Origin of the sequence: Arthrobacter sp. AB6 (assembly GCF_031844545.1) — a bacterium.
Taxonomy (GTDB): domain Bacteria; phylum Actinomycetota; class Actinomycetes; order Actinomycetales; family Micrococcaceae; genus Arthrobacter.
The window spans coordinates 271,206-297,093 of sequence record NZ_JAUZVL010000001.1 but is presented as its reverse complement, the minus strand read 5'-3'; the positions used below and the strand labels follow the sequence as shown (position 1 = coordinate 297,093).

The window sequence follows — 25,888 nt, the reverse complement described above, 5'->3', positions numbered from 1 at the left end:
CCAAAGTCCTTGCTCCAGGTCAGCAGCTCACGGGCCTTCCTCGCCCAAAAAGCGGGATAGTCGGCGCCGGCCTCCTCATATTCCGCAGCGGAGACGACGGCGTCGTCAGCGAACTCCGGCGAGGGCGGAAAGGCGCGGGTCTCATGCAGCAGGTTTTCGAAGGCGTCGCCCTGCTCATCGCTCCCGTGGGGAACCTGCGGCCCTGCGCCTGCGGCAGCGGGTGCAACGGCGCTTGAAGTGTCCTGGGACATGTGAACCTCATCATTCATCGATCTTTGCTGGGCGGGATGTCCGCCGCCGTCCGGGCTCCTCCGCCTGCACGACGTCGGGCACAGGCTGGTTACGGGCATCCCGCAAAGAGCTGTTCCGGAATCAAGACTAATGCTTGGCCCGCCGGTGATGTGTGCGGTGTCACACGAGAGCCCGTGAACGGCATTTATTAAGCGGTGAATGGTTTGCCGGGCGGCCTTTCCGGCCCGCCGCCGGCTGCGGCCAGCTAGTGATCAGCTGGGCTCTTGACTAGGCTGAGATGGAATTGTGACTTCACTTCGGTCCGCTTCGGCCAAACAACCCAAGGGCCTGGCCACGCCGGAACCGCTGTCAAGACGGCACGATTTTCGGGACCATGCAGGCCCCGGTGCCGCCACGCTAAGGAGAGCAGAATGAACCAGCAAGGCTTCGGCCAGAAGACCGGCCCCGACACGGCAGGTTCCGGCCACGGCGCCGGAACTGCCGCCGGGCCAGGGTCCCAGGCCGCCGGGGGCACGGCCGCCAATGGAGGCAAGGCTCCGAATGCCAACGAGGCAGTGCTGGGTCCGTTCACCATCCGGGACCTGGCTGTGTTCGCCGGCACGCTCATCCTTTTTATCGCCTCCCTGCTGCCGATCTTTGGCGCACGGTACAACCTGTGGAACCTCAACAACCTCTTCTTCCTGGGGCTGGGCATCGTCCTGCCCCTCATCGTGAGCGCACTTTTTGCCGCGCGCAGGCTGGCTCCCGCCACGAAGCTCCGGATTGGTTCCCTGTCCATTGACCAGTTCGCGTCAGTGGTTGCCTCCTTTGCCGTGGCGTTCTTCTTCATCTCCGTGGCCGGCGCCTACGTGCCGAGCCTCCTGGTGGGCCTGATCGGCTCGCTGGTCCTGTTCGCCGCAACGGTGCTGGGCCGCTTCCTGCCATACGTCTCCGGTGACTTCCAGGGCCGGGCCGAGGTGCCGGCGCACGTGGTGGCCCGCGATGCGGTTGCTCCCGTCCAGAAACCCCGCGCTCCCAAAAAGCCGAAGGAGGAGTCCGCAAGCGGTTCGAAAGAATCGAAGCTGGGCTCGAAGATTTTCCCGGGCGGAGGGCTGTTCAGCGGTGCCGGTGCAGGTTCATCAGCTGTCGGGCCGGGCTCAAACGGCAAGGCCGGTTCACCGGGGCAGCACGAGTCGCCGGAGCAGCCGGTTTCAGCAGGGCAGCCCGGTGCCGCCCCGCAGCCCGCGGCCGTCCATGCCCCCGCCACCGCTGCCATCCCTACGGGGGCGTCGCCTGTTTCCACTGCCCCCGAGGTCTCCGAGTGGACTCCCGCAGGCCACCCGGGGCCCGCAACCCAGCCCGCCGACGTCGTCCGTCCTTCCTCCACCCCTCCCGCCGAGGAAACCCAGCGCGCCGAGATCCCGGCTGGCAGGGCCAGCTCCGCTGCGGCTGCTCCGGTTCACGACGGCGCACAGCCGGCTGCCCCGTCCGGCCAAAGTGCTTCCTCCCCGGCGCAGGGCGGGCAGGCGGGCTGGGAGCCTCCGGCCGCCACCGCAGTGCACCAGCAGGTCCGGATCGAGCAGCCTATCGGCGCCACTGTTGATCCCGCCAGCCGCCCCGATGAATCGGAAGAACACCCCGTCCACGAAGCCTTCTGGTTTGCCGTGGCACAGCACCGCACTGCTTATGACCCCCAAACCGGCGCGCCGGCGTTCGTTATCGAACCGGGCGGCTGGGTGCTGGCCCTTGAGGACCGCGGCCACGAGTTCCTGGTGCAGCACACTGACGGGCGCCTGGGTGTCCTGAGGGACCTCAGCAACATCGAGCGCGGCTGACGCCTGTGGCCGGGCCCGGGGCGTCGAAGGCCGGCGGAGTCAAGGCACTCGCCAGCCAGGCTGCCGGGATGCCGGTGGTCTCTTCCGAATCGGTGCTGGCGCTGAAGCGGCGGGCACGGCGGATCAACAGGGCGTTGGCCGGGAAATACCCGTACGCCCACGCGGAGCTTGATTTCCGCAACCCGTTCGAACTCCTTGTGGCCACGGTACTGTCCGCCCAGACCACTGACGTCACTGTCAACCAGGTCACCCGGGTGCTGTTCGCACGCTACCCGGACGCACGGGCCCTGGCGGAGGCGGATCCTGCGGACCTTGAAACGATCCTGAAGCCCACTGGATTCTTCCGGGCCAAGGCCAGGAACGTTATTGCGCTCTGCACCCGCCTTGTGGACGAATACGACGGGGTGGTGCCGGGGCGGCTGGAGGACCTGGTCACCCTGCCCGGCGTGGGCCGAAAAACGGCAAACGTGGTGCTGGGGAACGGCTTCGGCATCCCCGGCATTTCGGTGGACACCCACTTCGCCAGGCTCGCCAAGCGCTTTGGCTGGACGCAGTCCGACGACCCCGTGCAGATCGAGCAGGACGTGGCCGAGCTGTTCGACCGGAAGGACTGGACCATGCTGTCCCACCGGGTGATCTTCCACGGGCGGCGGGTGTGCCACGCGCGGAAGCCGGCGTGCGGGGCCTGCCCCGTGGCCACGTGGTGCCCCAGCTTCGGGCTGGGCGAAACGGATCCCGTGAAAGCTGCGAAACTGCTGAAGTACGAGCTCGCTCCCGGTAGCGAGGCACTGCTGGAACAGCTCCTGGCCGAGACCCACCGCGCCGCCGAAATTCGGATGGAATCCCAGAAGAGGACACCGTGAGCGCGCGCGAAGACCTGATCAAACTGGTGCGCCGGGCGGAGTCCGGTGCCGATGCGGCGCCGGATCCCCTCTGGGCCGCCCTGACGGTGGACAAGTTGCGGGCGCGCAGGGCCGCCGTCCTGATGCTCTTCGGGGCCCTTGATGACATCCCCGCCGCCTCCAACAAGCCGCTGGCGCCGGCCGATCTTGACGTCCTCCTGCTGGAGCGGGCCCATACTTTAGGGTCCCATCCCGGGCAGGTGGCGTTTCCTGGCGGCGCCATTGACGCCAGGGAAACGCCGGTTCAGGCGGCATTGCGGGAAGCCGAGGAGGAAACCGGCCTCGACTCGGACGGCGTGGAAGTCCTGGGATCCCTTCAGGAACTGGGCCTTGCCCACAGCAATTTCCTGGTTACCCCGGTACTGGCCTGGTGGCGTTCGCCATCGCCCGTCAGGGTGGTGGACTATGCCGAGTCAGCGCAGGTGTTCCGCATCCCCGTGCGGGACCTGCTGGACCCGGACAACCGCGTGATGGCAACCGTCCACCGTGCCGGGCGCAGCTTCGACAGCCCCGCCTTCACAGTGAACGGCGTGGTGGTCTGGGGATTTACCGGAATTGTCCTGAACGGGCTGTTCGAACAGCTGGGTTGGGCCGTTCCGTGGGACCGGACCCGGCTCCACCCCATGGGTGTCTAGCGTCAGGCCTGCTGCTGGCGGAGATCCACCACGATGCCGGTGGCTGCGTTCTCCCGGACTGCCTTGATGCCCTCAAGCAGTGAGTTGAGGGACTTGAACTTGGGTGAGAGGGCAACGGTGTTGCCGTCTGCATCAGTGAGCCGCAGTCGGTAGGACTCGTCGCCTACTCGATGAATTTCGAACCTTCCCGCCATAAGCCGGGACCTCCCCTGGTGTGCGTCGTTGCATCAGCTTTTGACCGGTCTGCCTCAGTCGCCGCTATGAACTGTAACGCTGGTCACGGGGGCCGGTCGAGCTACCGCCGGGTAGGTTACTTTGCGGGTCGGCAGGCGGGGAATACGCCCCCAGCTGCTGCGGCTGGGGTGCTATTTCGCATGGTCGTAGGAGTCAACCACTGCAACGCTGACCGGGAACTCAACGGGGATGGGACCGAGCAGCAGCTCCTTCGCGGCGCTGGCCGCGTCCTCGATGGCCGCGATGCAGGCGTCCACTGCCTCCACAGGGGCGTGGACCATCACCTCGTCATGCAGGAAGAAGACAAGCTCAGCGTTAGGGTGACGGTCCTTCCGGAGGGCGCGCAGCCGCCGTCGTAATTCCGCCAGCCAGCAGGCTGCCCAGTCCGCGGCCGAGCCCTGGACAACAAAGTTGCGGGTGAAGCGTCCACGGGAGCGGGCGATCGATTCAGCCCGGCGCTGCTCTTCGGCGGTGGCCGACCGTTGGCTCTGGAACCATCGCCCGGACGGCGGAGGGCTGCTCCGGCCCAGCCTCGTGGTCACCGTGCCGCCGGCCTCGCCCGCCCGCGCGGCCTGTTCCACAAAGTCCACGGCCCGCGGATAAGTCTTCGCCAGCTGCGGCATGAGGCGGCCTGCCTCGCCGGAGGTTGCGCCGTACATTGCGCCCAGCAGCGCCATCTTTGCCTTTGCCCGGTCCCCGCCGAATCCCTTGGCGGCGATGCCCGCGTAGAGGTCCTGGTCGCGGGCGGCCTCGGCCATGGACGAATCGCGGGCCAGGGCCGCCAGCACGCGCGGTTCCAGCTGTGAGGCATCCGCGACGATCAGCTTGTACCCTGGATCGGCATGGACGGCGCCGCGGATCTGGCGGGGAATCTGGAGCGCACCGCCGCCGCGGGAGGCCCAGCGGCCGGAAACCACGCCGCCCACCACGTATTCGGGCCGGAACCTGCCCCCGGCCACCCACGAGTCGAGCCAGGCCCATCCGTTGGCCGTGTGCAGGCGCGACAACTGCTTATACGCGAGCAGCGGTTCGATGGCCGGATGGCCGGATTCCTTCAGCTCCCACTTGCGGGTGCTTTTGACCTCGATCCCGTTGCGGTGCAGGGCGCGCATCAGGTCCTGCGGGGAATCGGGATTCAGGGTGGGCGAGTTCAGGAGTCCGCGGAGCTCCTGGTTCAGCGCCTCAAGCTTCGCGGGGCGGTGGCCCAGGGGCGGGCGGGGGCCAAGGTGCCCGGCGAGGATCTGCTCGTGCAGGTCTTCCCGCCACGGTACCCCGGCATGCTGCATCTCGGCGGCGATCATGGCGCCGGCGGATTCTGCTGCGAGGAGGAGCTGCAGCCGGTTCCGCCGGTTCTCCTCCTTGCTGACGGAGGCCAGCGCCGCCTGTTGGGCGGCGTATTCGGCCCGCAGCTCTTCGGGAGTGCGGCCAGTGAGGGGCCCGGTCCCGGGATCCTCGAACAGGGCACCCTGGTCCGCCGGGGGAGGCGGCGGCTGCAGCGCCTTGGGAGGCAGCAGCGGGTCCTCGACGGCGATCCTGTCCGCGTTCCGTGCATATTCTGTGTCGGCGGTGAACCGGGAAAAGGCCAGGATGTTCGCGCACAGGCTTAGGTCATGGCACCGCTGCAGTTCGACGCCGGCTGCCAGCAGGGCAGGGTACCAATCCTGGGTGCGCTGCCAGATCCAGCGGGGCGGCTGCCCGTTCGGCCGGCGGTGTTCCAGTTCACGTACGACGGCGGCGAGGTCGCCTGTGCTTATGAGCTTTGGTTCCGGGGTGGACGGCAGCGGGGCTCCCGCCTGCGTGAGTTCCTGCAGTGCCGCGCCGCGGGGGTGGGCGGCGAGCAGCAGGTACATGGTCCCCATTCTGCCTTGTTTCCGGCGCTTGCAGACTTTCGGGCCCGGCGCCTGCGCGCGTGGCGCGCCCTGCTTTTCCACATACGGCCCCGGTGCCCTTACCCGCCATCTTTCGGCGGTGGAAAGTGGGTCCATGAGCAGGCATCAGCTGATACCGTCCCACCCTGAACCGGGCCCTCCCGCTGACTTCAGCCATGCGGCAGGGGCAGGTCCGCCCTCAAGGGCAGCCCTGCCGGTGGACGCCGCGGGAGGAGCCGGAGACTCCTGGCTGCCGGACAGCGGCGACGAGGTACTGCTGGTGACCTCGTCCGCTGTCCTTCGGGGCGAGGTGGAGCGGATCGTTGCGGCAGCCGGAGCACAGCTGCGCACTGCAGCCGATGCCGCCGGGGCAGGCAGGCATTGGGACGGGGCGGCGGCAGTCCTGGTGGGCAGCGATATCCGCGAACTGCCTCCCCGGCGACGGGCGCCGGCAGTCCTGGTGGGCCTCGACGGTGAAGGAGACAGCCTGTGGCACCTGGCCGCCGTTCTCGGTGCAGAGCGGGTGGCTGTGCTGCCAGACGCCGCCGCCTGGCTTGCCGACCATCTCAGCAGGTCCCGTTCACCTGGCCCCGGCGGCCTCATCCTGGGCGTGACCGGCGGCTGCGGCGGCGCGGGTGCCACTACCGCGGCCATCTGGATTGCGCAGGCTGCCGCCGGGCTGGGTGCCCGGGTGCTCCTGGTGGACGGTGACCCGTGGGGCGGCGGGCTGGAGCTGGCCCTCGCCGCCGAGGAACACCCCGGGCTGCGCTGGCCCGACCTTTCCGAGGCCAGGGGCAGCATCGATCCCGTCCAGCTTGCGGATTCACTGCCTGTTGCAGGAGGCTTTTCGTTCCTGTCCTGGCCCGCCAGCCGTGAGCAGCCTGTGCCTGTTGCCGCCACCACCACGGCGGGCGTCCTTGATGCCGCCCGGCGTGGCTATGAGCTGGTAGTGGTGGACATCGGCCGTGGAGCGGAGCCCATCCACACGTTCGCCTGGGACTGCGACCGCATCACCATGGTGGTTCCGGCACAGCTGAAGGCTGCTGTCGCGGCGGTTCGGCTGCTTCAGGAGTTCCCTCCGGTGGAGGCTTCCCTCCTGGTCCGGGGCAAGCACGGTGCGGCACTGGACGGCGCCCTGATTGCCGAAGCCATCGGCCTTCCTGTCCAGGGGCGCGTGCCTGAGCTGCGGGGCGTCCCGGCGGCCATGGAGTCGGGCCGCCTCCTTGAACTGGGCAAACGGCGGAGCGTCAGGCATTTCGCTGCTTCCGTGCTGCAGATGCTCGGAGACGGACTGCCTGCCGGGGATCTCGAGTGAGGCAGCAGCCTGGCTCAGGGGAACGCAGCGTCGGGGAACGCAGCGTAGGCGAGCGCGGCCCGGGCATGCATGGTTCCGGTGAGTGGCGGCGGCGCGAACGCCGTCCGGCTGTCCGGGACGCAGTGGATGTAGGGCTGCTCGAATCGGTGCGCGAGTCCATGATGGCGGACACGGCGGCTGTGACACCCTCCCGGGTGGCGGCGGCAGTGCAGGCCACCGGCAAACTGCTGGGCACTGCGGGATCGTTGGCGGCGGTGGAGCGGATCAGCGCCGAGCTGAACGGGCTGGGTCCCCTCCAAAGCCTCACCCGCGACCCCGCGGTGACGGACATCTTCGTGAATGCCCCGGACTCCGTCTGGGTTGACAGGGGCCGCGGGATAGAACGCGTACCGGTGGCCTTCGACCATGAAGTCCAGCTGCGGGCATTGGCCTGCCGGCTGGTGGCGGCCGGCGGACGGCGGCTGGATGACGGCTCACCCTGTGTTGATGTGAGGCTGGCCGGCGGCTACCGGGTCCATGCCGTGTTGCCGCCCGTCTCCACTGCAGGAACGTTGCTGAGCATCAGGATCCGCCGCGAACGGGTCTTCAGCATGGATGAGCTCCGCGCGGGCGGAATGTTCAGTTCCGGACTGCAGCATGTCCTGGAACGGGTGGTGGAGCGCAGGCTGAGCTTCCTTATCAGCGGCGCCACCGGGTCCGGAAAGACCACCCTGCTTTCCACCCTGCTCGGGCTGTGCTCTCCCTCGGAGCGGTTGGTCCTCATCGAGGACGCATCGGAACTGAACCCGGTGCATCCCCACATCGTCTCCCTTGAATCCCGCCACGGAAACCTGGAAGGCGGCGGCGCAGTGGACCTGGGGGATCTGGTCCGGCAGGCCTTGCGAATGCGTCCGGACAGGCTGGTGGTGGGGGAATGCCGGGGCGCCGAAGTGAGGGAGCTGCTGACCGCCATGAACACCGGCCACAGCGGCGGGGGCGGAACCATCCACGCCAATACCGCCACCGCTGTTCCGGCCCGGCTCACCGCTCTCGGTGCCCTGGCGGGACTGGACCCCGAAGGCGTGCGGCTCCAGGCAGCGAGCGCGCTGGACGTCGTCATCCACGTCGAGCGGACGCAACAGTCCCGGGGAGTGACGTGCGTGGGCCTGGTGGATGACGGACCTGACGGCCTGATGGTTCTGCCTGCCGTGGAAGGCGGTGAAGGCCCGGTGAGCACAGGCCCCGCGTGGCCGGCCCTTGCCGAACGGCTGGGGCTGGGCCTCGGAGAGCTGCAATGATCCTCCTTCTTGCCATGGTCCTGGGGCTGGCCGCGGTGCTGCTTGCCAGGCCGCCGCGTGGCGCTGCTGCGAGGCTGCGCCGTACAGGAAACGCCGGCCGTACAGGGAACCCTGGTCTGCTGCCGGCACTGCTCACCCTCCGTGCAGGCATCTTTCCGCTGGCCAGTCGCAGGGCTGCGAAGGGAAGCAGGCAGTCTGCAGCCCCCATGACCGTCGTTGTGCAGCAACTGGCCGCCCTGCTCAAAGGCGGGCGGACACCGGCCCGGCTTTGGGAAGAAATCTGGTTGGTCTACGGCTCCTCCGGTTCCCGCACCGATGGCCTTTCAGCGGGCTCCGGCGCCATGATGGGTTCGGCACGCGCTGCGGCGGCCGTTGGAACTCCGGTCTCGGACGCCATCCGCCGGTCGCTGCCCTCCGCCTTTCCCCGGCGGAACCGGGAATCCCGGATCTGGGCGGAACTTGCCGCGTGCCTTGATGTTGCGGAAGCGAGCGGCTGTCCGCTTGCAGACGTGCTCACCAGGTTCGCCGCGCAGCTCGAAGTGGAGGACGACGCCGATGCCGCCCGGCAGACCGCCCTGGCCGGACCCAAGGCCACAGTAAGCCTCCTCACCTGGCTGCCGCTGCTGGGTTTGGGCCTGGGCATGGCGCTGGGTGTGGATCCGCTGGCCATCCTGCTGGGAACGCCATGGGGGCTGGCAGCGCTCGCAGCCGGAATCGGCCTTACAGTTGCCGGAAGGCTGTGGTCCGCCAGGCTGGTGGCCGCGGCGGCGGGGGCTGGCGTGACATGACCTGGCCTTCCCCTTCAGCTCTTGCCCTTTTCCTCATGCTTGCTGCGGCCGCCGCCCTGGTGGGTGCCGGGCGGGGCAGTCCGGGGAAGAGGCTCCGGGCATTTTCCGGCAGGCCCTCGACGGGTGTCTCGCCCGCCGGCTCCGGAGGACGCCTGCCGCGCGGGGCGGGGGAGGGACTTAGGGACACTGCCATGATGCTGGAACTCGTCGCCGCCATGCTGGATGCCGGGTCGGGCATCGGCCGTGCGCTGGACCTGGTGTCGGCCTCCGCTTCCGCCAGATACAGGGATGCCCTCCGCCCGGTGGTGGCGGCTTTGGCCATCGGGGCGGACTGGGAAACCGCCTGGCGCAGCAGCGCGGTCCGCCTGCCGGAGGTCATGGAACTGCGGGACGCCCTGGCGTTCGCGGCCCTGACCGGCGCGCCGTCGTCCGCGATCCTTTACGCCCAGGCTGCCCGGCTCCGCCGCGAGCGGTTCCGGGCGGCAGAAAAACGTGCGGCGTCACTGGGCGTCAAGCTGGTGGTTCCGCTCGGCGTGTGTTCCCTGCCGGCCTTCATCTGCCTGGGCGTGGTCCCGGTGCTGCTCGCGCTGGTGCCATCGGTCTAGGGCGCCATGTCCCTTTTCTGCGCTCTTCTCCTCCACAGGGGGTCCACACCACAGAACCACACGGCTTTTCCACTTAGGAGTCCGCGGGGCTTACCGCGTCCGGCTAGGCCGGGAAGAGTCGAGACAGCCGGCAACATCACCGGCCCAACGGAAGGAAAACTACATGTCCACGAATTACCGCCGCCACTACGCCGACGGGACCGCGGCGCTCGCCGCTGCCCGTTCCTCCGCCCGGGGACGCCGCAGCAACAGCCACTACGCCGGCGGGGCCGGAAACGGTTCCCTGCCGGCCAACGTGGTGGAACTGTACCCGGGCCTGAAGTCTCCATCCAGCCCCGGACGTGGTTTCCGGCTCCTGGGATCCGAGGCGGGAATGGCGACCGCCGAATATGCCATAGCCACTCTTGCTGCCGTGGGCTTTGCCGGGCTGCTGGTCTTCATCCTCCGCAGCGAGGAGGTCCGTGGCTTCCTGCTGACTCTGATCCGCACCGCGCTGGCCCTGCCATGACCGTCGCGTCGGCCGTGCTGCCGCCCGTTCGTCCGTGCCCCTCCGCGCAGGCCGGCTCCCGGCTCCAAGGCGCGGGCGGGCCCTACGCCAGTCCCGGGCCGGAGGAATCATGCGGCGCCGTGACGGCCGAGTTCGCCGTCACGCTGCCTGCGGTCCTGCTGCTGCTGGCCATGCTGCTGTCAGGTGCCTCGGCCGGGGTCACCCAGTTGCGGCTTGAGGAGGGAGCACGCGCTGGTGCCCGGGCCCTGGCCCGCGGTGACGATTCAGCCGCGGTGGAAAGGATCGTCCATACGCTGACAGGCGGATCCGCGTCGGCAGCGGTTTCGGCCGACGGCGAGTGGCTGGACGTCACCGTCACCGGTCGGGTGGGCGGCCCGCTCGGATCGTCCATTCCCTGGCTGCTTACTGCCCGGGCCTCCACCCGCGCCGAGACGGCCGGATGATGCGCGTCCGGCAAGGTAGGCGGGCCAGGAGTTTTCGCCCGTACTGTCCGGGTCTGGCGGACTCAGGCTGGCGCGGGCAGGCTTCCGCCTGCGGCCGGGAACGCGGGTCCGGGACGGTTTTGTCGGCCGGTCTGGCCCTCGTGGTGATGACGGCCATGGTGCTGATGCTGTTGCTGGCACAGTCGGCTGTCCTGGCAAGCAGGGCCGCGTCCGCTGCCGACCTCGCGGCACTTGCTGCGGCCGACGCCCTCCGCGGCGTTACTCACGGGGAACCCTGCACCATAGCGTCCCAGGTTGCAGCCCGGCACGGGGCTGCGGTCCTTGGCTGCACCGAGGGTGCAGGGCAAACGGTCGAGGTCAGGACGGAGCTGATGGAACGGACCGTGTTCGGGGCAGCAACCGGGCGTTCCCGTGCCGGACCGCCGCCCTGAACCTCGGCCTCTGCCCTGGGGGTGGCTGGCAGGCGCGGCTCCTGTGCTGGTTTCCTGTCTGCCGGGAAGACCCCGGGCGAGCAGCCTGCCCCGTCAGCGCCGCGCTTCCATCCTCAGGGAGCTGCCCTCGGTGGCGTCCTTGAGCAGGACGTCGAGGAGGGAGACCGCGGCGGCCTTGTCCAGGGGGTTGTTCTTGTTCCCGCATTTCGGTGACTGGACGCAGGAGGGGCAGCCGGAATCGCACTCGCAGGCCTTGATGGCGTCCCGGGTAGCTGTGAGCCATACCTTCGCCTTGTCGAAACCCCGTTCGGCGAAACCGGCGCCGCCGGGATGCCCGTCATACACGAAGATGGTGGGCACCCCGGTGTCCGCATGCAGGGCCGTGGACACTCCACCGATGTCCCACCGATCGCTTGACGCCACCAAGGGCAGCAGGCCAATGGCCGCATGCTCCGCGGCATGCAGCGCACCGGGGAACTGGGCTTCGATCAGCCCCGCCCCGGTGAGGGAACGGTTGTCCACCACGAACCAGACGGCCTTGGTGAAGAGATCGCGGGCACCGAGTTCCAGCGGCTCCTCGCCAAGGATTTCGTTGGAGATCAGGGCCTTGCGCTGAAAGGACACCACTTGCGTCGTGACTTTGACATCACCGAAGTGCACCGAAACGTCACCCCACTGGACCGTGCGCTGCGTCTCCAGAACCTCGATCTGGGTGACGTCCCGGGCGGTGGTGTAGTAATCGGGATTGGCACGGCGCACCATCACGCAGTGGTCATCTTCATTCAGGTCCTCCACGACGTAGCTGTCACCCTGGTGGATGTAAACAGCGCCGGTGTGGGCCTGGTAGTGGGTCTGGGGGGAATCCATGGTGCCCAGGAGGGACCCGGTTTCGGCATCGACGATGCTCACCGGTCCGCCGCCGTCGGCCCGCAGGTTCACCATGGCCGCCGCGCTCTGTGAGTGTGTCCAGAACCAGCCCGCGGGCCTCCGGCGGAGGTACCCCTGGGCCACCAGCCGGTCCAGGAGGGACTCCGCCGTGCTGCCGAAGAGGTCAAGTTCGGCAGGACCAAGCGGAAGTTCCGCTGCCGCGGCGCACAAGTGTGGACCCAGCACGTAGGGGTTTGAGGGGTCGAAGACAGTTGCTTCCACTGACACATCGAAAATCGCTTCCGGATGGTTCACCAGGAAGGTGTCCAGGGGATCATCGCTGGCAACAAAGGCCGCGATGGCGTCCTGCCCGGCCCTGCCCGCCCGGCCGATCTGCTGGAACAGGGAGGCGCGCGTCCCCGGCCAGCCCGCCACCAGGACAGCGTCGAGGCCGGAAATGTCGATCCCCAGCTCCAGGGCGGAAGTGCTCGAAACACCCAGGAGCCGCCCTGAGCGGAGCGCCTTTTCCACTGCGCGGCGTTCCTCGGGAAGGTACCCGGAACGGTAGGCAGCCACCCGCTGCGGCAGGCTGGGGTCCACCTCGTCCAGGAGGCGCTTGGTGATGGAGGAAATAGTCTCCGCCCCGCGCCGGGATTTGATGAAGGCTATGGTGCGGACTTGGGCCGATACCAGGTTCGCCAGCAGGTCTGCGGTTTCGGCCACAGCCGTCCGCCGCTCCTTGGCGCCGTTTTCGCCCCGAACCTCGGTCAGGGCGGGTTCCCAGAAAGCCACCGTGGTGGCGCCGTGCGGCGAGCCGTCCCGGGAAACTGCCTTCACCGGGGCCCCGATCAGCCGGGCGAAGGAGACTTCGGGCTCCGAAGCTGTGGCGGAGGCCGCGATGAATACCGGCCCCGGATAGGCCGTGCCCGCACCGTAGTACGCGCAGATCCGGCGCAGCCGGCGCATCAGGTTGGCCACGTGGGAACCGAAGACGCCCCGGTAGCTGTGGGCCTCGTCAATGACCACGTAGCGCAGACGGCGGAAGAACCCGGCCCACCAGGCGTGGTTGGGAAGAATCCCGAAGTGCAGCATGTCCGGGTTGGCAAGGATGAAGTTGGCATGGTCCCTGATCCAGCGGCGCGAGGCGGGGTCGGTGTCGCCGTCGTAGGTTTCCGCCCGCACGGTGGGCAGTTGCAGGGCCCTGATGGCATTGAGCTGGTCCGCCGCGAGGGCCTTCGTGGGGGACAGGTAGAGCGTCACGGCGCCGTCGTCATGGATTTTCCCGGGCTCGGCCATGACCCGCAGTTCGGAACGGTGGATGGCGTCCAGGGCCGGCAGCTGGTAGGCGAGCGACTTTCCCGACGCCGTGCCGGTGGCCACCACAACGTGTTCGCCGGCGTGGGCGATTCCGGCTGCTTCCACCTGGTGCCGGTAGGGCTCCTGGATGCCCAGGGACCCGTACGCCGCAACCAGGTCCGGATGCACCCACGCGGGCCAGGGCTCGTGCTCGGCCTCACGGGCCGGGATAGTGCGGACATGACGCAGCTGCTCCGGTTCCGGGCCGCGGCCCAGCAAGGAAATCAGGGAGTCATGGGGGTTCACCCGAACATTGTTTCACCCGGCAGCGGCCTGCGGGCCCCGGTTCGCCGTCGGGGTAACAGCGTGGGGGGGTAACAGTAAGACTCAGCTCAGGGAAAGGTCCAAACCGTCGTGGGAAGCGGACAGCATGAGTACCCGGGAAACCGTGGTCCAGCCAAGGTGGGAGTAAAGTTTCTGGCCGTCCGCGGAGGCCAGCAGGAGCCCCTCCTGCACGTCGTGCTCGAAGGCCTTGGCTGCAAGGGCCCGCATGATGAAACTGCCCAGGCCCCGGCGCTGGAAGGCCGGCTCCGTGATGATCTTGTCGAACACCGCGGTATCGCCCACCACGTAAACCCGTCCGCTGGCGGCCAGCGCGTCGCTGGAACGGACCTCTGCGTAATGGACGCCGTTCTGCAGGGACGTGGTCCAGGTCAGTTCGTCGTCGGAAAGCCAGGGATCCTCGGCGTCCTGGGTCTCCATGTCCACAATCATCATCGCCTGCGAGTCAGATGTGACATTCAGCCCGTGCCTTGCGGCCAGGGCAGAGTAGCGGGCCGTGTCATTGGTCAGGATGGTGAGGACCCTGGCCGGAACTTCGGCCGTTTTGGCGGCCAGTACCGCGAACTCATCGTCCGTGGGCTCGGACGCGAAGAATTCCCACTCGCCGCTGGTGTCGGCCCGCAGCACGGCGGGAAAGCGTCCCTCTGTGGATGTCCTGTAGCCGCGGCAACCGGCCCAGCCCGCCACCCACACCTCAAGAAGGCCAGTGATGTCTTCAACCATGGTTTCCGGGGTCATGGGATGAGAATATTCCAGCCCGAACTTAAGCAACAGGGGGTGGCAGAGAGCTTATGCAATCGTGATGAGCCGAAAACGCCCGGGACCATCGCGGAAGCCGGAGCAGACCGCCCAGCACCCTTCGCTGCGGAACGTGCCGGTACCCTTAAATACGTGGCTTTGAACCGAATTGTGCTTTTTTACGGCTTTACACCGATCGCGGACCCCGAAGCGGTACGGCTCTGGCAGCGCGCGCTGTGCGAGAAGCTCGGCCTGACCGGGCGCATCCTGATCTCCAAGGACGGCATCAACGCGACCGTGGGCGGGGAGATCGGCGCAGTCAAGCAGTACGTGAAGACCACCCGCGAGTACAAGGGCTTCCGCGGCATCGACGTGAAATGGTCCGACGGCGGAGCCGAGGACTTCCCCCGGCTCAGCGTCAAGGTCCGGGACGAGATTGTCTCCTTCGGCGCGCCCGGGGAACTCAGGGTGGATGAGAACGGCGTGGTGGGCGGCGGTACGCACTTGAAGCCGGAGGAACTGCACGAACTGGTGGACAGCAAGAAGGAAGCCGGTCAGGACGTGGTCTTCTTCGACGGCCGGAACGCCTTCGAAGCCCGGATCGGCCGCTTCAAGGACGCGATCGTCCCCGACGTCGCCACCACCCACGACTTCATCCAGGAGCTGGAGTCCGGCAAGTATGACGACCTCAAGGACAAGCCGGTGGTCACCTACTGCACCGGCGGGATCCGCTGCGAGGTGCTGTCCAGCCTCATGGTGAACCGGGGCTTCAAGGAGGTCTACCAGCTGGACGGCGGCATTGTCCGCTACGGCGAGGCATTCAAGGACCAGGGGCTCTGGGAAGGCTCGCTCTACGTCTTTGACAAGCGAATGCACCTCGAGTTCAGCGAGGACGCCAAGACCATCGGCCAATGCACCCGCTGCGCGGCGCCCACCAGCAAGTTCGAGAATTGCTCAAACCCCAGCTGCCGCACCCTCACCCTGTACTGCGCCGACTGTGCGTCCAGCCCGGAAACCCTGCGCTGCCCCGAAGGGTGCGCAGCCTAGGGAACAGGCTATGAGAGAAGCCGCAGCCGGTAGGCGTAGTTCGCCCCGGTCCGGGCTTCCACCCGGATGGTGAGGGCTGTTTCCGAGGAAAGGTAAATAACGTTTTCCCGGTTGATCCCGCACCGAAGCCCCAGGTCCACCAGCGTGAGGGACTCGCTGCGGACAGTGAAGGTCACACGGCGCTGGCTGCGGCACGCCAAGGCCAGCGCGTAGGTGCCGGTCCCCAGGACGGGCGTCGACTCGGCCCGTATTTCCCCGGCTGCCATGAGCCCTGCGCTGGCGTGGGCCACCGGTTGCCCAGTGTCCGGCAGCGTCCGGGTTACCCAAGCGCCAAGTTCAGCCTCACTGACGGGGTCGTTCTGCAACGGGTCGCGGGTGAACACCGGCCCGGGAAGCCGCGTTGGCTCTGCCTCGACGGGCCCCGGCACGCTCCGGCCGTCGTCGTACGTATACTCGCAGCCGCCCAGCACCATCGCGGCAGCCAGCGCAGCAATGACGACGGCGGCGCGCGGCTTCCGGGCCAGCGGCACCGGCGCTGTGCGCACGTGGGGCGTCCGCACGGTACAAGGCGCGGAGGCGATCCGCACACTGGGCATAGTCAGACTGTATGCCCGCCGCCGCCGGCGGGCCAGAGCTGAAGGGACCGTTATCCGGCGGGTGCCAGCCGGTACGCGTAGAGGAGGGGCGCGTCCACGCTGGAAGCGCTGATCTCCAGGGTGCCGGCCTCGGGCAGGGTGATTTTGGTTGTCTCCCGGCTGCCGTTGCACGCCGCTCCTGCGTCCGCCAGCATCGTTCCATCGAGTGACACGGCGAAGAACGCCTTGCCGCCGCCATCGCACGTTGCAGTCAGGATGTAGCGCCCTGCGGGAACATCTGCGGCTTCCTTAATAATGCGGTTCCGGTTGAGGATCTTACCGGCGTCCTCGATGACGGCGCCCGGCGCCGGGGGCAGCGCGGTGGCCTGCCACTGGGGGACGTCCGCGTTCTCGACGGAAACCACGGGTGAGCAGCTGGCCAGGGCAAGGATGGCCGCGCCTGCGAAGACTACGGACCACGGCAACCGGCGGGCACGCCCCGCCGGCCGGAGCCGGGCGCGCAAAAGGACGGCAAAACTGGAAGGCATGGCTCCACGCTACCGCGTCAACGCCGCCTGCAAAGCCTTGCAGCCCGCCGGACTAAACTTGAGCGGTGCCTGAATCCCCATACGAGTTCACTGCCGGCAACACCCCGGACGCGCCCCGCAGCGACCGGCCGGAACTGCTCGCCGCCCTCGCCGCGGACCTGCGCCGGCTCGACTACACACCCGACGGCGTCGCCCGGTTCCTGGGCCCCGCCGCCTCCGCAGCGCTGGACCGGGACCAGACCATCCCGGCCCTGCTGGCCGCGGACCGCGCCGTGCGGCAGGACGAAGGAAGCAAGGCGCTCGCCGCCGTCGTCCGCCTCTGGCTTCTCGCCGAGCCGCAGGCGGCGGAGACGCTCGACGCCGTCCTTCCCGGCATCCGTGCGGAAGGCCTGCTCACGCTGGGGCTGGTTGAACCCGTTCCCGGCTCCCGGCTGCTGGCAGCGAAGGTGGACCTGCGGCCCTACGGCTGGGACGGCGCCGCAGGAGACAGCGCAGCCGGCGGCACGGAACTCTGGGTGGCCAGCGACCTGGCGGCGCACCAGCAGGAAGGGGTGCTCCGGCACAACCACGTCCTGGGGATCGGCCATGCCTCCACCACGCTGGTGCAGACCACCGTCCGCCGCCCCACCGAACGCGCCCTGGACCTGGGCACGGGCTGCGGCATCCAGGCGTTCCACCTGCTCCACCACTGCCGGCACGTCACCGCCACGGACATCTCCGAACGCGCCCTCGCCTTCACCCGCTTCAACATCCTCCTCAATGCGCAGGCCCTCTCCGTTGATCCCGCGCGGCTCGCGGACCGGGTCAGCCTGCGCCTGGGCTCACTCCTGGACCCCGTGGAGGGCGAGGAGTTCGGGCTGGTGGTGTCCAATCCTCCGTTCGTGATCACGCCGCGCAGCGCAGGGGAGGACGCCGCAGGGCAGTTCACGTACCGCGACGGCGGCCTGCCGGGCGACGAGATCGTCTCTTCGCTCGTCAGGGCACTGCCGTCCGTCCTCGCGCCTGCCGGAACAGCCCAGCTTTTGGGCAACTGGGAGGTCATAGCGGGAACGTCGTGGCAGGAACGGCCGCAAAGCTGGGCCGGTCCGGGCATCGATGCCTGGTTCATCCAGCGCGAGCAGGTGGGGCCCGAGGAATACGCGGAAACATGGCTCCGGGACGCCTCCGAGGGCCGGGACCGGCAGCACTACCGGGAGGCCTACGCCGCCTACCTCGCAGACTTCGAATCCAGGGAGGTGGAGGGCATCGGTTTCGGCATGGTCTGGCTGCGCCGGCCCGTTGAACCGGGGCAGGCCGCCATCAGCCGGTTCGAGGAAATCACGCACCCCATTGAACAGCCCATCGGACCCCACCTGGGGGCCGCCGTCGAACGCATCGACTGGCTGGCCGCGCACGGCCTGGAGGATGCGCACCTGCTGGTGGCGGACGACGTCACGGAGGAGCGCCACCAGCGGCCGGGCGCCCAGCATCCGGGGGTCATCCTGCTGCGCCAGGGCGCCGGCCTGCGTCGGACCAACCTGCTCAGCACCGAGCTGGCCGGCTTCGTTTCAACGTGCGACGGCGACCTGACTGCCGGCCAGATCGCCGGGGCGCTGGAGGCGCTGCTGGGCGGCGGAATGGCGGGGGAGGAGGGGTTCGACGCCGGCTCGTTCCGGACCGGGCTGCTCACCGACGTGGCCAATTTGGTCCGCGACGGTTTCCTGATCCCCGCCGCGGAATAGGGCGCCGAAGGCCTGCCGGGGAACCCCCTACTTTTCCACATGGATGCGCACATTTCTGCAAAATATGGTGAACTAGGCCAGTATGGGCGCATCTGCCCGAGCAACCTTTTTCTGTAGGAGCACCGTGCCAAGCAAGGCCAAAACCGGCAAGAAACTCGTGATTGTGGAGTCTCCGGCCAAGAGCAAGACCATCGCCAAGTACCTGGGCGAGGGCTTCATCGTAGAGGCCTCCATTGGTCACATCCGCGACCTTCCCCAGCCGTCCGAACTCCCCGCCGAACTGAAGAAGACCTCGGTGGGCAAGTTCGCGGTCGACATTGAGCACGACTTCAAGCCGTACTACGTGGTCTCCCCGGACAAAAAGAAAAAGGTGACTGAGCTCAAGGCCGCGCTCAAGGATGCCGACGAACTTTACCTCGCAACCGATGGGGACCGCGAGGGCGAAGCCATCGCGTGGCACCTGCTCGAAGTGCTCAAGCCCAAGGTCCCGGTCTACCGGATGACGTTCGGCGAAATCACCAAGGAAGCCATCCAGCGCGCCATGGGCAACCTGCGCGATGTGGACACCGCGCTGGTGGATGCGCAGGAGACCCGCCGCGTCCTGGACCGGCTGTACGGTTACGAGATTTCCCCGGTGCTGTGGCGCAAGGTGGCACGCGGCCTGTCCGCCGGCCGCGTGCAGTCCGTGGTTACCCGCATGGTGGTGGACCGCGAACGCGAGCGGATGGCCTTCAAGGCCGCCTCGTACTGGGACCTCACGGGCCAGTTCGGTGCAGATGCCGGCTCCTTCAAAGCGAAGCTCGCCGCCGTGGACGGCGCCAAGGTGGCCAGCGGCCGGGACTTCAACGACGACGGCGTCCTCACCTCCAAGAACGTCGCCCACCTCAATGAGGAGCTGGCTGCGTCCCTGGCGGCCGGGCTGCAGGATGCGGAGTTCCGTGTCCGCTCCGTTGACACCAAGCCGTACACCCGCCGTCCCGCTGCGCCGTTCACCACCTCCACGCTGCAGCAGGAAGCGGGCCGCAAGCTCCGCTTCTCCTCCAAGAGCACCATGCAGGTAGCCCAGCGGCTGTACGAAAACGGCTACATCACCTACATGCGTACGGACTCCTCCGCGCTGAGTGATGAAGCTGTCACGGCCGCCCGCCGCCAGGCTTCGGAGCTCTACGGCCCGGAGTACATCCCCCAGTCGCCGCGTGTGTACACCGGCAAGGCAGCCAACGCCCAGGAAGCGCACGAGGCCATCCGCCCCGCCGGTGACTCGTTCCGCACGCCGGCCCAGGTGGCCAAGCAGCTCTCCGGCGACGAATTCCGGCTTTACGAGCTGATCTGGAAGCGAACCGTCGCCTCCCAGATGGCTGACGCCAAGGGCTCTACGGCCACCATCCGCCTGGGCGCCGTGTCCGCTGACGGGCGGGACGCGGAGTTCTCCGCGTCCGGAACAGTGATTACCTTCCCCGGCTTCCTTGCCGCCTACGAGGAAGGCAAGGACGAGACCCGCGGCGACGACGACTCCGACGAAGCCCGCCGCCTCCCCAATGTGGCCAAGGGCGACGCCCTGAAGGCGTCCGACATCATCGCCGTGGGCCACGAGACCTCGCCGCCGCCGCGCTACACGGAAGCATCGCTGACGGCGGAGCTGGAGAAGAAGGGCATCGGCCGTCCGTCCACCTACGCCTCCACCATCTCCACCATCCAGGACCGCGGCTACGTCCGGAAACAGGGTTCGGCCCTGGTCCCCAGCTGGATCGCCTTCTCTGTCATCAGGTTGCTGGAACAGCACTTCAGCGACTACGTGGACTACGAGTTCACCGCAGACATGGAAGGCGACCTGGACAAGATCGCCAACGGCCAGGCCGTGGGTGCCTCCTGGCTGCGGCACTTCTACTTCGGCGAGGACTCGGATCCGGGCCTGCTGAGCATCGTGAACAACCTCGGCGAAATCGACGCGCGGGAAATCAACTCCATTCCCATCACGGACCAGATCACGCTGCGGGTGGGCAAATTCGGCCCGTACCTGGAAAGTTCCGCTGCCACGGTTGACCCGAAGACGGGGGAGATCGTGGAGTCGCCCCGCGCCAACGTGCCGGAGGACCTGGCTCCGGACGAGCTGACCGCCGCGAAGGCCATTGAGCTGATGGAGACGGCTGCCCCCGAGGAACGCGTGCTGGGCACGGATCCTCACACAGGCCACACCGTTGTCGCCAAGAATGGCCGCTACGGCGCCTATGTCACCGAGATCATCCCGGAAATGACCGAGGAACAAATCGCTGCACAGCCGGTGGAGTACTACAAGAACGGCAAGCCCAAACCGCCCAAGAAGCCCGTCAAGGCCAAGCCTCGCACGGGCTCGCTGTTCAAGTCCATGACCGTTGAGTCGGTGACCCTTGACGAGGCGCTCCAGCTCATGAGCCTCCCCCGCGTCCTGGGCGAGGACGCCGAAGGCAACCTCATTACGGTACAGAACGGACGGTTCGGTCCGTACCTGAAGAAGGGAACCGACTCCCGGTCCATCGGCTCGGAGGAGGAGATCTTCACCATCACGCTGGACCAGGCGCTGGAGATCTACTCCCAGCCGAAGCAGCGTGGAGCCCGCGCTGCCGTCCCGCCGCTTGCTGAGTTCGGCCCGGACCCCGTGTCGGAGAAGAACATCGTGGTGAAGGAAGGCCGGTTCGGCCCCTACATCACGGACGGGATCACCAACATCACCGTGCCGCGGGCCACGTCCTTGGAGGAACTGACGCGCGAGCAGGCCGTGGAGCTCCTGGCCGAGAAGCGTGCCAAGGGCCCGGTAAAGCGCACTGCCACCCGCAAGGCGCCGGCCAAGAAAAAGGCCACCGCAAAGAAATAGCCAGGCGTTTGCATGCGGCACGGGATCGTGATCGGGTATAGGGATGACTGAACAGCCAGGAATTGCAGACACCACGCCCTTGAACGACCTCGAGGAGAAGCTCGCAAAAGGCGGGCAGCCCGACGCGAGCCCCGTGGACGTCATCCTGTCCTTCCTGAACAGCGAGGTCTACATCATCAGTTCGGATGGCATCGAGGGCGAGGACTCGCAGGTGGAGCCGCTGGTCCTGGGCAATGCCGACGGCGATCCCGTGCTTGCCGTCTTCTCGCACCCCAGCCGTGTGGACCAGCAGTACCTCGAAGCCGCGCCCAACGTGCTTGGGACCCAGGGCGCAGCCATCATCGCGAACATCGGCGAGGAGCTGGGCATGGTCATCAACCCGGGCGCCGCCTATGGGTTCGAGATCAACCCCGAGGGCGTTGCCAACATCAAGCGCGACTTCAAACGGGCCGACGAGCAATAATGTCACCATGCGGCTAGGCGTCCTCGATATCGGGTCCAATACTGTCCATCTCCTCCTGGTGGATGCCCACCCCGGCGCGCGCCCTGTGCCCTTCGCCTCGCACAAGCGGCCGCTGTCCCTGGTCCAGTACCTGGAACCGGACGGCAGCATCAACGACGCCGGCCAGCACGAGCTCACCGAATTCGTGCTGGAAGCCTGGGAGTTTGCCGCCAGGCACAAGGCCGAGGACCTCCTGGCCTTCTGTACGTCGGCCATCCGCGAGGCCACCAACGGCCCTGAAGTCCTGGCGCGCGTCAAACACGAAACCACCGTCACGCTGCAGGAGCTCACCGGCAGCGAAGAGGCGTCGATGACCTTTTTCGCGGTCAGGCGCTGGCACGGCTGGGGCGCGGGGCCAATCCTCAACCTGGACATCGGCGGCGGCTCTTTTGAGATGGCTTTCGGCCAGGACGAACTTCCGGAAGTTGCCACCTCCGTGCCGCTGGGAGCCAGCCGGCTCACCAGGGACTGGCTTTCCGAAGACCCCCCGTCGGCCAAGAGCGTCAAGGAACTGCGGCGGTACATCCAGGCCACCCTCAAGCCGGCCGTGCGGGAATTCGACGGTCTGGGCCGTGCCAACGTTGTGGCGGGCACATCCAAGACCTTCCGCTCGCTTGCACGGATTGCCGGTGCGGCGCCGAGCGCGGCCGGCCCGTACGTCAAGCGGGAGCTCCATGCCACGGACCTTGGAGTGTGGGCGCAGCGCATCTCGGCGATGAAGGTCGAGGACCGCCTGCACCTGCCGGGGGTTTCCGAGGCGCGGGCACACCAGCTGCTGGCCGGAGCACTCGTTGCCGAGGCCGCGCTGGAGCTCTTCAGGTTCAAGAAACTCCGGATCTGCCCTTGGGCCCTGCGTGAAGGCCTGATCCTGCGCCGCCTGGACCAGCTGGTGTTTTCGGGGCCGCTGGACCCTGCGCCCCATGTGGTGGCGCCGCAGGTTGTCGAAGCCCCGGCCTAAGGCCCTGGGGACCGCCCCGGAGCAAAGCGGCGGTTAAAAGCGGAAGCACCGGCGTCCGCAACAGGAAAATGGGGGAAAACCTGTTGCCGACTGCCGGTGCCCTGGCAGGAATCCCCATCCCTGCCGCATCACTCGCACCCTCAATGAGGTAATAACTACGTTAGAACCCAAAGTTGTGAGGCACCTGCGGCTTACATGTGAGCAACCTGTGAGTGCATTTCAGCGAGTTCCCTGGTGATTGGGTGTCCACCCCTGGTCATCAATTTCGGCGCCGGCCGGGCCTAACTGTAATGATGGAGCCATGAGCAACCGAATCGCCTTCCTGGGCTGTGGATCCATGAACGAAGCAATTCTGAGTGGCCTGCTGGAAGCGGGGACGGACCCGGCGGACGTCGTCGCAACGGTCCGGCGTGCCGGGCGTGCCGCGGAACTGGCCGAGCGGCACCACGGCGTGACCGCGATTGCCGGTGAGGAGGAGCCGGACAACAACAAACAGGCAACCAAGGGCTCCGGCGTTGTCATTCTTGGCGTCAAGCCTGTTGGCATCCTTGACCTTGCCCGGGAGATCAGCCCCTCCCTCTCACCAACCGCCGTGGTGGTCAGCGTGGCTGCCGCGGTGTCCATCGCCCAACTGGAGGCCGCACTGCCGGCGGGACAGCCGGTAATCCGCGCCATGCCCAATACGCCGGCAAAGCTGGGCCGCGGCGTGGTGTCGGTGTCGCCGGGGACGCACTGCACCCCGGAGCAGCTTCAAGAGGTCAAGGACGTCCTGCAGGGTGCGGGAACGGTGGTGGAGGTCCCCGAGGAACAAGTGGATGCGGTCTCGGCCATCAGCGGCTCCGGACCCGCCTACGCCTTCTACCTGGCGGAAGCAATGGCAGCAGCGGGCCGGGAACTGGGCCTGGATCCGGAACTGTCCGTTCTCCTGGCCCGGGAAACCGTTGCCGGCGCCGGCTTCATGCTGGCCGAGCCCGGTGCGGATCCAACAACGCTGCGCAAGGCGGTGACCAGCCCGAACGGCACCACTGAACGGGCCATCGCCACCTTCGACCAGCGGGGCCTTCCTGCCATCATTGTGGCCGGTGCCCGCGCGGCAACGGAGCGGGCAGCCGAAATCACCAGGCAGCTCGGCTAGTCCCCACCCGCTCCCTAAGCTCGGCCAGGGAACCCGGCGGGCGTGGGCCCAGGCACCCGTGCAATTACGGCCGCGCCGCGAACCGTTCCAGCAGGTCTACATGTCCGGACACGATCAGCATGTCCCGGGAGGACACCTTGGTCTCCGGGCGGGCATAGGTGAAATCCTCGCCGGGCGACTTCACGCCCACGATCGTCACGCCGTACTTGGAGCGGACCTTTGACTCGTCCAGGGTGAACCCCACCGTTTCCCGCGGCGGGTACATTTTCACGATCGCGAAGTCGTCGTCGAACTCGATGAAGTCCAGCATCCGTCCGGACACCAGGTGGGCCGCGCGGACGCCGGCGTCGGCCTCCGGGTAGATCACGTGGTTGGCGCCGATCCGGGTGAGGATCTTGCCGTGGGACGGCGTAATCGCCTTCACCCACAGGTGCTCGATGCCAAGGTCCACCAGGTTGACCGTGATCAGCACGGAGGACTCGATGGACGTGCCCACGCCCACGACGGCGGAGCTGAACTCCTGCGCGCCGAGCTGGCGGAGCGCATCGATGTTGGTGGCGTCGGCCTCCACCACGTGGGTCAGCAGCGGTGCCCACTTCTGCACCAGGGACCGGTCCCGTTCAATGGCCAGGACTTCCCGGCCCTGCTTGACCAGCTGTTCTGCCGTGGATGAACCGAAGCGGCCCAATCCGATCACCAGCACTGGAGCGTTGTGGGCGGGGCGCCGGGGGGCGTCTGGGGAACTAGCCAATGATCGGCCTCTCTTCGGGATAGTGGTACAACTGGCTGCGCTGGCGGAGGGCAAGGGCGGCCGCAAGGGTCACGGTGCCGACGCGGCCGGCGAACATCAGGGCCGCGAGGACGTAAACGCCCTCCGGCGGCACCTCTGCGCTGAGGTTGGTGCTGAGCCCCACGGTGGCGAAAGCCGAAATGGTCTCGAACAGCACCCGGTCCAGGGACGCCCCGCTGATGTGCAGCAGCAGGAAGGCGGAGACGGACACCAGGGTGGCGCCCGCAACGATCACGGAGATGGCAACGCGCATGGTGCCCTGCGGGATGGTCCTGCCATAGACCTGCACATCGGCGTCGCCCCTGGCCTCCGCCACGATCGCCAGGAACATCACGGCGATGGTGGTGACCTTGATGCCGCCGGCCGTGGAGGCCGAGCCGCCGCCGGCAAACATCAGCGCGTCGGTCAACAGCATGGTGGTGGACTCCATCTGGTTCTGGTCCACCAGGTTGAAGCCGCCGGACCGCATCATCACGGAGGCGAACAGGGCATGCGTCACCTTGTCGTCAAAATCCATGGTCCCGATGGTCCGCAGGTTGTCCCACTCCATCAAGGCCCACAGGAATGTGCCGGCAAACAGGAGGATGAAGGACACCTGGATGGTGAGCTTGGTGTGCAGGTTCCACTTCTTCCAGTTCAGCCCGTTCTGGTGGAGAACCATTACCACGGGAAAACCGAGGCTGCCCAGGAAGACGCCGAGCATCAGCGGGACCAGGATCCAAAGGTCCGTTTCGTAAGGCACGATGCCATCTGAATGCGGGGTAAAACCGGCGTTGTTGAAGGACGAGATGGAGTAGAAGATCCCGTGCCATACGGACTGCCAGAACGGCTCGCCGAGGGTCAGGAACCGCGGGACCAGGGCCAGCGCCAGGATTCCTTCGATCACCACTGATGTTGTGATGACAATCCGCAGCAGGGTGCCCACTTCGCCCAGGCGGCCTGCATTGTTCATGGATTCCGCCGCGATGATTTTCCCCCGCACGCCCAGCCGCTTGCTGACCATCAGGGCAAGCAGCGAGGCCAGGGTCAGCGTACCCAAGCCTCCAATGAAGACGCCCACCAGGATCACCAGCTGCCCGAAGAAGGACCAATGAACCGCCGTCGAGACGACCGTCAGGCCGGTGACGCACACGGCTGAAACGGCCGTAAACAGCGCCTGATGGATCGGGGTGGGGGTGCCGGCGGCGGAGGAGACCGGCAGCGAGAGGATGAGTGTGAAGACCAGGCATACGGCCGCGAACACCGTCAGGGCAAGCCGGGCCGGGGAAGTGTTTGCGATGTCGTCAATGAAGTCGCGCAGCCGCGTAAGAATCCAGAGGCCTTCCCGCTCCTGCGCTGCGGGATGCCAGCTGGCCGGGTTCCGGGGCCTCGACTGGCTTTGCGTCATGTGTGGCTTTTCCTCGGTAGAAACTGCTTCCCTCAGTAGTAAACCACTAATGCCGGCGT

24 protein-coding genes and 1 pseudogene are annotated in these 25,888 nt (G+C 67.4%); 16 read left to right on the top strand and 9 right to left on the bottom strand.

Translation table 11 applies throughout. The annotated features are described in order from the left end of the window. A pseudogene (locus Q9R30_RS01355) lies at positions 1–251 on the bottom strand (acetyl-coenzyme A synthetase); the annotation flags it as partial. Between the two features lie 411 nt (positions 252–662). On the opposite strand from Q9R30_RS01355, the gene Q9R30_RS01350 reads away from it, so the two are divergent. The 3 genes from Q9R30_RS01350 to Q9R30_RS01340 all read left to right on the top strand — a co-directional run bounded on the left by Q9R30_RS01350 (position 663) and on the right by Q9R30_RS01340 (position 3,603). Beyond that, positions 663–2,066, top strand: a complete 1,404-nt coding sequence (locus Q9R30_RS01350) for a hypothetical protein (protein ID WP_311216536.1) — start codon at positions 663–665, stop codon at positions 2,064–2,066. Between the two features lie 68 nt (positions 2,067–2,134). Then, positions 2,135–2,929: an endonuclease III gene (gene nth / locus Q9R30_RS01345; protein ID WP_311216548.1), complete on the top strand. Its 795-nt coding sequence runs from the start codon at positions 2,135–2,137 to the stop codon at positions 2,927–2,929. Next, positions 2,926–3,603 carry a CoA pyrophosphatase gene (locus tag Q9R30_RS01340; protein WP_104999023.1) on the top strand — a complete coding sequence of 226 codons (678 nt, stop codon included), beginning with the start codon at positions 2,926–2,928 and terminating at the stop codon, positions 3,601–3,603. The genes nth and Q9R30_RS01340 overlap by 4 nt, the downstream gene beginning before the upstream one ends. A gap of 2 nt (positions 3,604–3,605) precedes the next feature. On the opposite strand, the gene Q9R30_RS01335 is transcribed toward Q9R30_RS01340, so the two are convergent. Further along, positions 3,606–3,797, bottom strand: a complete 192-nt coding sequence (locus Q9R30_RS01335) for a DUF1508 domain-containing protein (protein WP_104999022.1) — start codon at positions 3,795–3,797, stop codon at positions 3,606–3,608. Between the two features lie 171 nt (positions 3,798–3,968). Continuing rightward, a complete protein-coding gene (locus Q9R30_RS01330; protein ID WP_311216535.1) occupies positions 3,969–5,687 on the bottom strand; it encodes a bifunctional 3'-5' exonuclease/DNA polymerase in 1,719 nt (572 codons plus the stop codon). A gap of 133 nt (positions 5,688–5,820) precedes the next feature. Here Q9R30_RS01330 and ssd point away from each other — a divergent pair, with 133 nt between their 5' ends. From ssd to Q9R30_RS01295, 7 genes are all read left to right on the top strand, one after another. Beyond that, entirely contained in the window at positions 5,821–7,020 is a 1,200-nt protein-coding gene (gene ssd / locus Q9R30_RS01325; RefSeq protein ID WP_396136679.1) for a septum site-determining protein Ssd, read from the top strand. A gap of 65 nt (positions 7,021–7,085) precedes the next feature. Further along, complete coding sequence (locus tag Q9R30_RS01320) at positions 7,086–8,297, top strand: TadA family conjugal transfer-associated ATPase (RefSeq protein ID WP_104999019.1); 1,212 nt, start codon at positions 7,086–7,088, stop codon at positions 8,295–8,297. After that, complete coding sequence (locus tag Q9R30_RS01315; protein WP_311216534.1) at positions 8,294–9,085, top strand: hypothetical protein; 792 nt, start codon at positions 8,294–8,296, stop codon at positions 9,083–9,085. Before Q9R30_RS01320 ends, Q9R30_RS01315 begins: the two co-directional genes overlap by 4 nt. Beyond that, positions 9,082–9,690: a type II secretion system F family protein gene (locus Q9R30_RS01310; RefSeq protein WP_311216533.1), complete on the top strand. Its 609-nt coding sequence runs from the start codon at positions 9,082–9,084 to the stop codon at positions 9,688–9,690. The genes Q9R30_RS01315 and Q9R30_RS01310 overlap by 4 nt, the downstream gene beginning before the upstream one ends. A gap of 163 nt (positions 9,691–9,853) precedes the next feature. After that, positions 9,854–10,198 (top strand): DUF4244 domain-containing protein, encoded by a 345-nt coding sequence (locus Q9R30_RS01305; RefSeq protein ID WP_311216532.1) that lies wholly within the window; start codon positions 9,854–9,856, stop codon positions 10,196–10,198. Continuing rightward, positions 10,195–10,641: a TadE family type IV pilus minor pilin gene (locus Q9R30_RS01300; RefSeq protein ID WP_311216531.1), complete on the top strand. Its 447-nt coding sequence runs from the start codon at positions 10,195–10,197 to the stop codon at positions 10,639–10,641. The genes Q9R30_RS01305 and Q9R30_RS01300 overlap by 4 nt, the downstream gene beginning before the upstream one ends. Positions 10,642–10,694: 53 nt before the next feature. Continuing rightward, positions 10,695–11,072: an Rv3654c family TadE-like protein gene (locus Q9R30_RS01295; RefSeq protein ID WP_311216546.1), complete on the top strand. Its 378-nt coding sequence runs from the start codon at positions 10,695–10,697 to the stop codon at positions 11,070–11,072. Between the two features lie 93 nt (positions 11,073–11,165). Here the strand turns inward: Q9R30_RS01295 and Q9R30_RS01290 are convergent, their stop codons facing one another. Both Q9R30_RS01290 and Q9R30_RS01285 read right to left on the bottom strand, forming a co-directional pair. Then, positions 11,166–13,541, bottom strand: a complete 2,376-nt coding sequence (locus Q9R30_RS01290; RefSeq protein ID WP_104999015.1) for a DEAD/DEAH box helicase — start codon at positions 13,539–13,541, stop codon at positions 11,166–11,168. A gap of 81 nt (positions 13,542–13,622) precedes the next feature. Next, positions 13,623–14,315, bottom strand: a complete 693-nt coding sequence (locus Q9R30_RS01285; protein ID WP_311216530.1) for a GNAT family N-acetyltransferase — start codon at positions 14,313–14,315, stop codon at positions 13,623–13,625. A 153-nt stretch (positions 14,316–14,468) separates the two neighbouring features. Between Q9R30_RS01285 and Q9R30_RS01280 the strand changes: the two genes are divergently transcribed. Continuing rightward, positions 14,469–15,362, top strand: a complete 894-nt coding sequence (locus Q9R30_RS01280; protein ID WP_104999013.1) for a rhodanese-related sulfurtransferase — start codon at positions 14,469–14,471, stop codon at positions 15,360–15,362. An 8-nt stretch (positions 15,363–15,370) separates the two neighbouring features. Here Q9R30_RS01280 and Q9R30_RS01275 read toward each other — a convergent pair whose 3' ends face one another. Both Q9R30_RS01275 and Q9R30_RS01270 read right to left on the bottom strand, forming a co-directional pair. Next, positions 15,371–15,907, bottom strand: a complete 537-nt coding sequence (locus tag Q9R30_RS01275) for a hypothetical protein (protein WP_234005440.1) — start codon at positions 15,905–15,907, stop codon at positions 15,371–15,373. Between the two features lie 101 nt (positions 15,908–16,008). Further along, on the bottom strand, positions 16,009–16,485 hold the full coding sequence (locus Q9R30_RS01270) for a hypothetical protein (RefSeq protein WP_311216529.1): 477 nt from the start codon (positions 16,483–16,485) through the stop codon (positions 16,009–16,011). A 65-nt stretch (positions 16,486–16,550) separates the two neighbouring features. Between Q9R30_RS01270 and Q9R30_RS01265 the strand changes: the two genes are divergently transcribed. The 5 genes from Q9R30_RS01265 (at position 16,551) to proC (ending at position 23,652) form a co-directional block, all read left to right on the top strand. Beyond that, a complete protein-coding gene (locus Q9R30_RS01265) occupies positions 16,551–18,206 on the top strand; it encodes a methyltransferase (RefSeq protein ID WP_311216528.1) in 1,656 nt (551 codons plus the stop codon). Positions 18,207–18,330: 124 nt separating this feature from the next. Continuing rightward, positions 18,331–21,057 (top strand): type I DNA topoisomerase, encoded by a 2,727-nt coding sequence (topA, locus tag Q9R30_RS01260; RefSeq protein ID WP_104999009.1) that lies wholly within the window; start codon positions 18,331–18,333, stop codon positions 21,055–21,057. Between the two features lie 43 nt (positions 21,058–21,100). Then, positions 21,101–21,520: an SseB family protein gene (locus tag Q9R30_RS01255; RefSeq protein WP_104999008.1), complete on the top strand. Its 420-nt coding sequence runs from the start codon at positions 21,101–21,103 to the stop codon at positions 21,518–21,520. Positions 21,521–21,527: 7 nt separating this feature from the next. After that, positions 21,528–22,517: a Ppx/GppA phosphatase family protein gene (locus Q9R30_RS01250; RefSeq protein WP_104999007.1), complete on the top strand. Its 990-nt coding sequence runs from the start codon at positions 21,528–21,530 to the stop codon at positions 22,515–22,517. A gap of 301 nt (positions 22,518–22,818) precedes the next feature. After that, on the top strand, positions 22,819–23,652 hold the full coding sequence (gene proC / locus Q9R30_RS01245) for a pyrroline-5-carboxylate reductase (RefSeq protein WP_311216527.1): 834 nt from the start codon (positions 22,819–22,821) through the stop codon (positions 23,650–23,652). A gap of 64 nt (positions 23,653–23,716) precedes the next feature. Here proC and Q9R30_RS01240 read toward each other — a convergent pair whose 3' ends face one another. Next, on the bottom strand, positions 23,717–24,355 hold the full coding sequence (locus Q9R30_RS01240; RefSeq protein ID WP_171059109.1) for a TrkA family potassium uptake protein: 639 nt from the start codon (positions 24,353–24,355) through the stop codon (positions 23,717–23,719). Positions 24,356–24,395: 40 nt separating this feature from the next. Next, a complete protein-coding gene (locus tag Q9R30_RS01235) occupies positions 24,396–25,829 on the bottom strand; it encodes a potassium transporter TrkG (protein WP_311216526.1) in 1,434 nt (477 codons plus the stop codon). Between the last annotated feature and the right edge of the window lie 59 nt (positions 25,830–25,888).

Coding starts and splice junctions, on each gene's coding strand:
- Q9R30_RS01255 (WP_104999008.1), top strand. CDS start 21,101: ATGACTGAACAGCCAGGAATTGCAGACACCACGCCCTTGAACGACCTC.
- Q9R30_RS01350 (WP_311216536.1), top strand. CDS start 663: ATGAACCAGCAAGGCTTCGGCCAGAAGACCGGCCCCGACACGGCAGGT.
- Q9R30_RS01300 (WP_311216531.1), top strand. CDS start 10,195: ATGACCGTCGCGTCGGCCGTGCTGCCGCCCGTTCGTCCGTGCCCCTCC.
- Q9R30_RS01310 (WP_311216533.1), top strand. CDS start 9,082: ATGACCTGGCCTTCCCCTTCAGCTCTTGCCCTTTTCCTCATGCTTGCT.
- Q9R30_RS01285 (WP_311216530.1), bottom strand. CDS start 14,315: ATGACCCCGGAAACCATGGTTGAAGACATCACTGGCCTTCTTGAGGTG.
- Q9R30_RS01335 (WP_104999022.1), bottom strand. CDS start 3,797: ATGGCGGGAAGGTTCGAAATTCATCGAGTAGGCGACGAGTCCTACCGA.
- Q9R30_RS01330 (WP_311216535.1), bottom strand. CDS start 5,687: ATGTACCTGCTGCTCGCCGCCCACCCCCGCGGCGCGGCACTGCAGGAA.
- Q9R30_RS01270 (WP_311216529.1), bottom strand. CDS start 16,485: ATGCCTTCCAGTTTTGCCGTCCTTTTGCGCGCCCGGCTCCGGCCGGCG.
- Q9R30_RS01305 (WP_311216532.1), top strand. CDS start 9,854: ATGTCCACGAATTACCGCCGCCACTACGCCGACGGGACCGCGGCGCTC.
- proC (WP_311216527.1), top strand. CDS start 22,819: ATGAGCAACCGAATCGCCTTCCTGGGCTGTGGATCCATGAACGAAGCA.
- Q9R30_RS01320 (WP_104999019.1), top strand. CDS start 7,086: ATGCATGGTTCCGGTGAGTGGCGGCGGCGCGAACGCCGTCCGGCTGTC.
- Q9R30_RS01315 (WP_311216534.1), top strand. CDS start 8,294: ATGATCCTCCTTCTTGCCATGGTCCTGGGGCTGGCCGCGGTGCTGCTT.
- ssd (WP_396136679.1), top strand. CDS start 5,821: ATGAGCAGGCATCAGCTGATACCGTCCCACCCTGAACCGGGCCCTCCC.
- Q9R30_RS01235 (WP_311216526.1), bottom strand. CDS start 25,829: ATGACGCAAAGCCAGTCGAGGCCCCGGAACCCGGCCAGCTGGCATCCC.
- nth (WP_311216548.1), top strand. CDS start 2,135: ATGCCGGTGGTCTCTTCCGAATCGGTGCTGGCGCTGAAGCGGCGGGCA.
- Q9R30_RS01250 (WP_104999007.1), top strand. CDS start 21,528: ATGCGGCTAGGCGTCCTCGATATCGGGTCCAATACTGTCCATCTCCTC.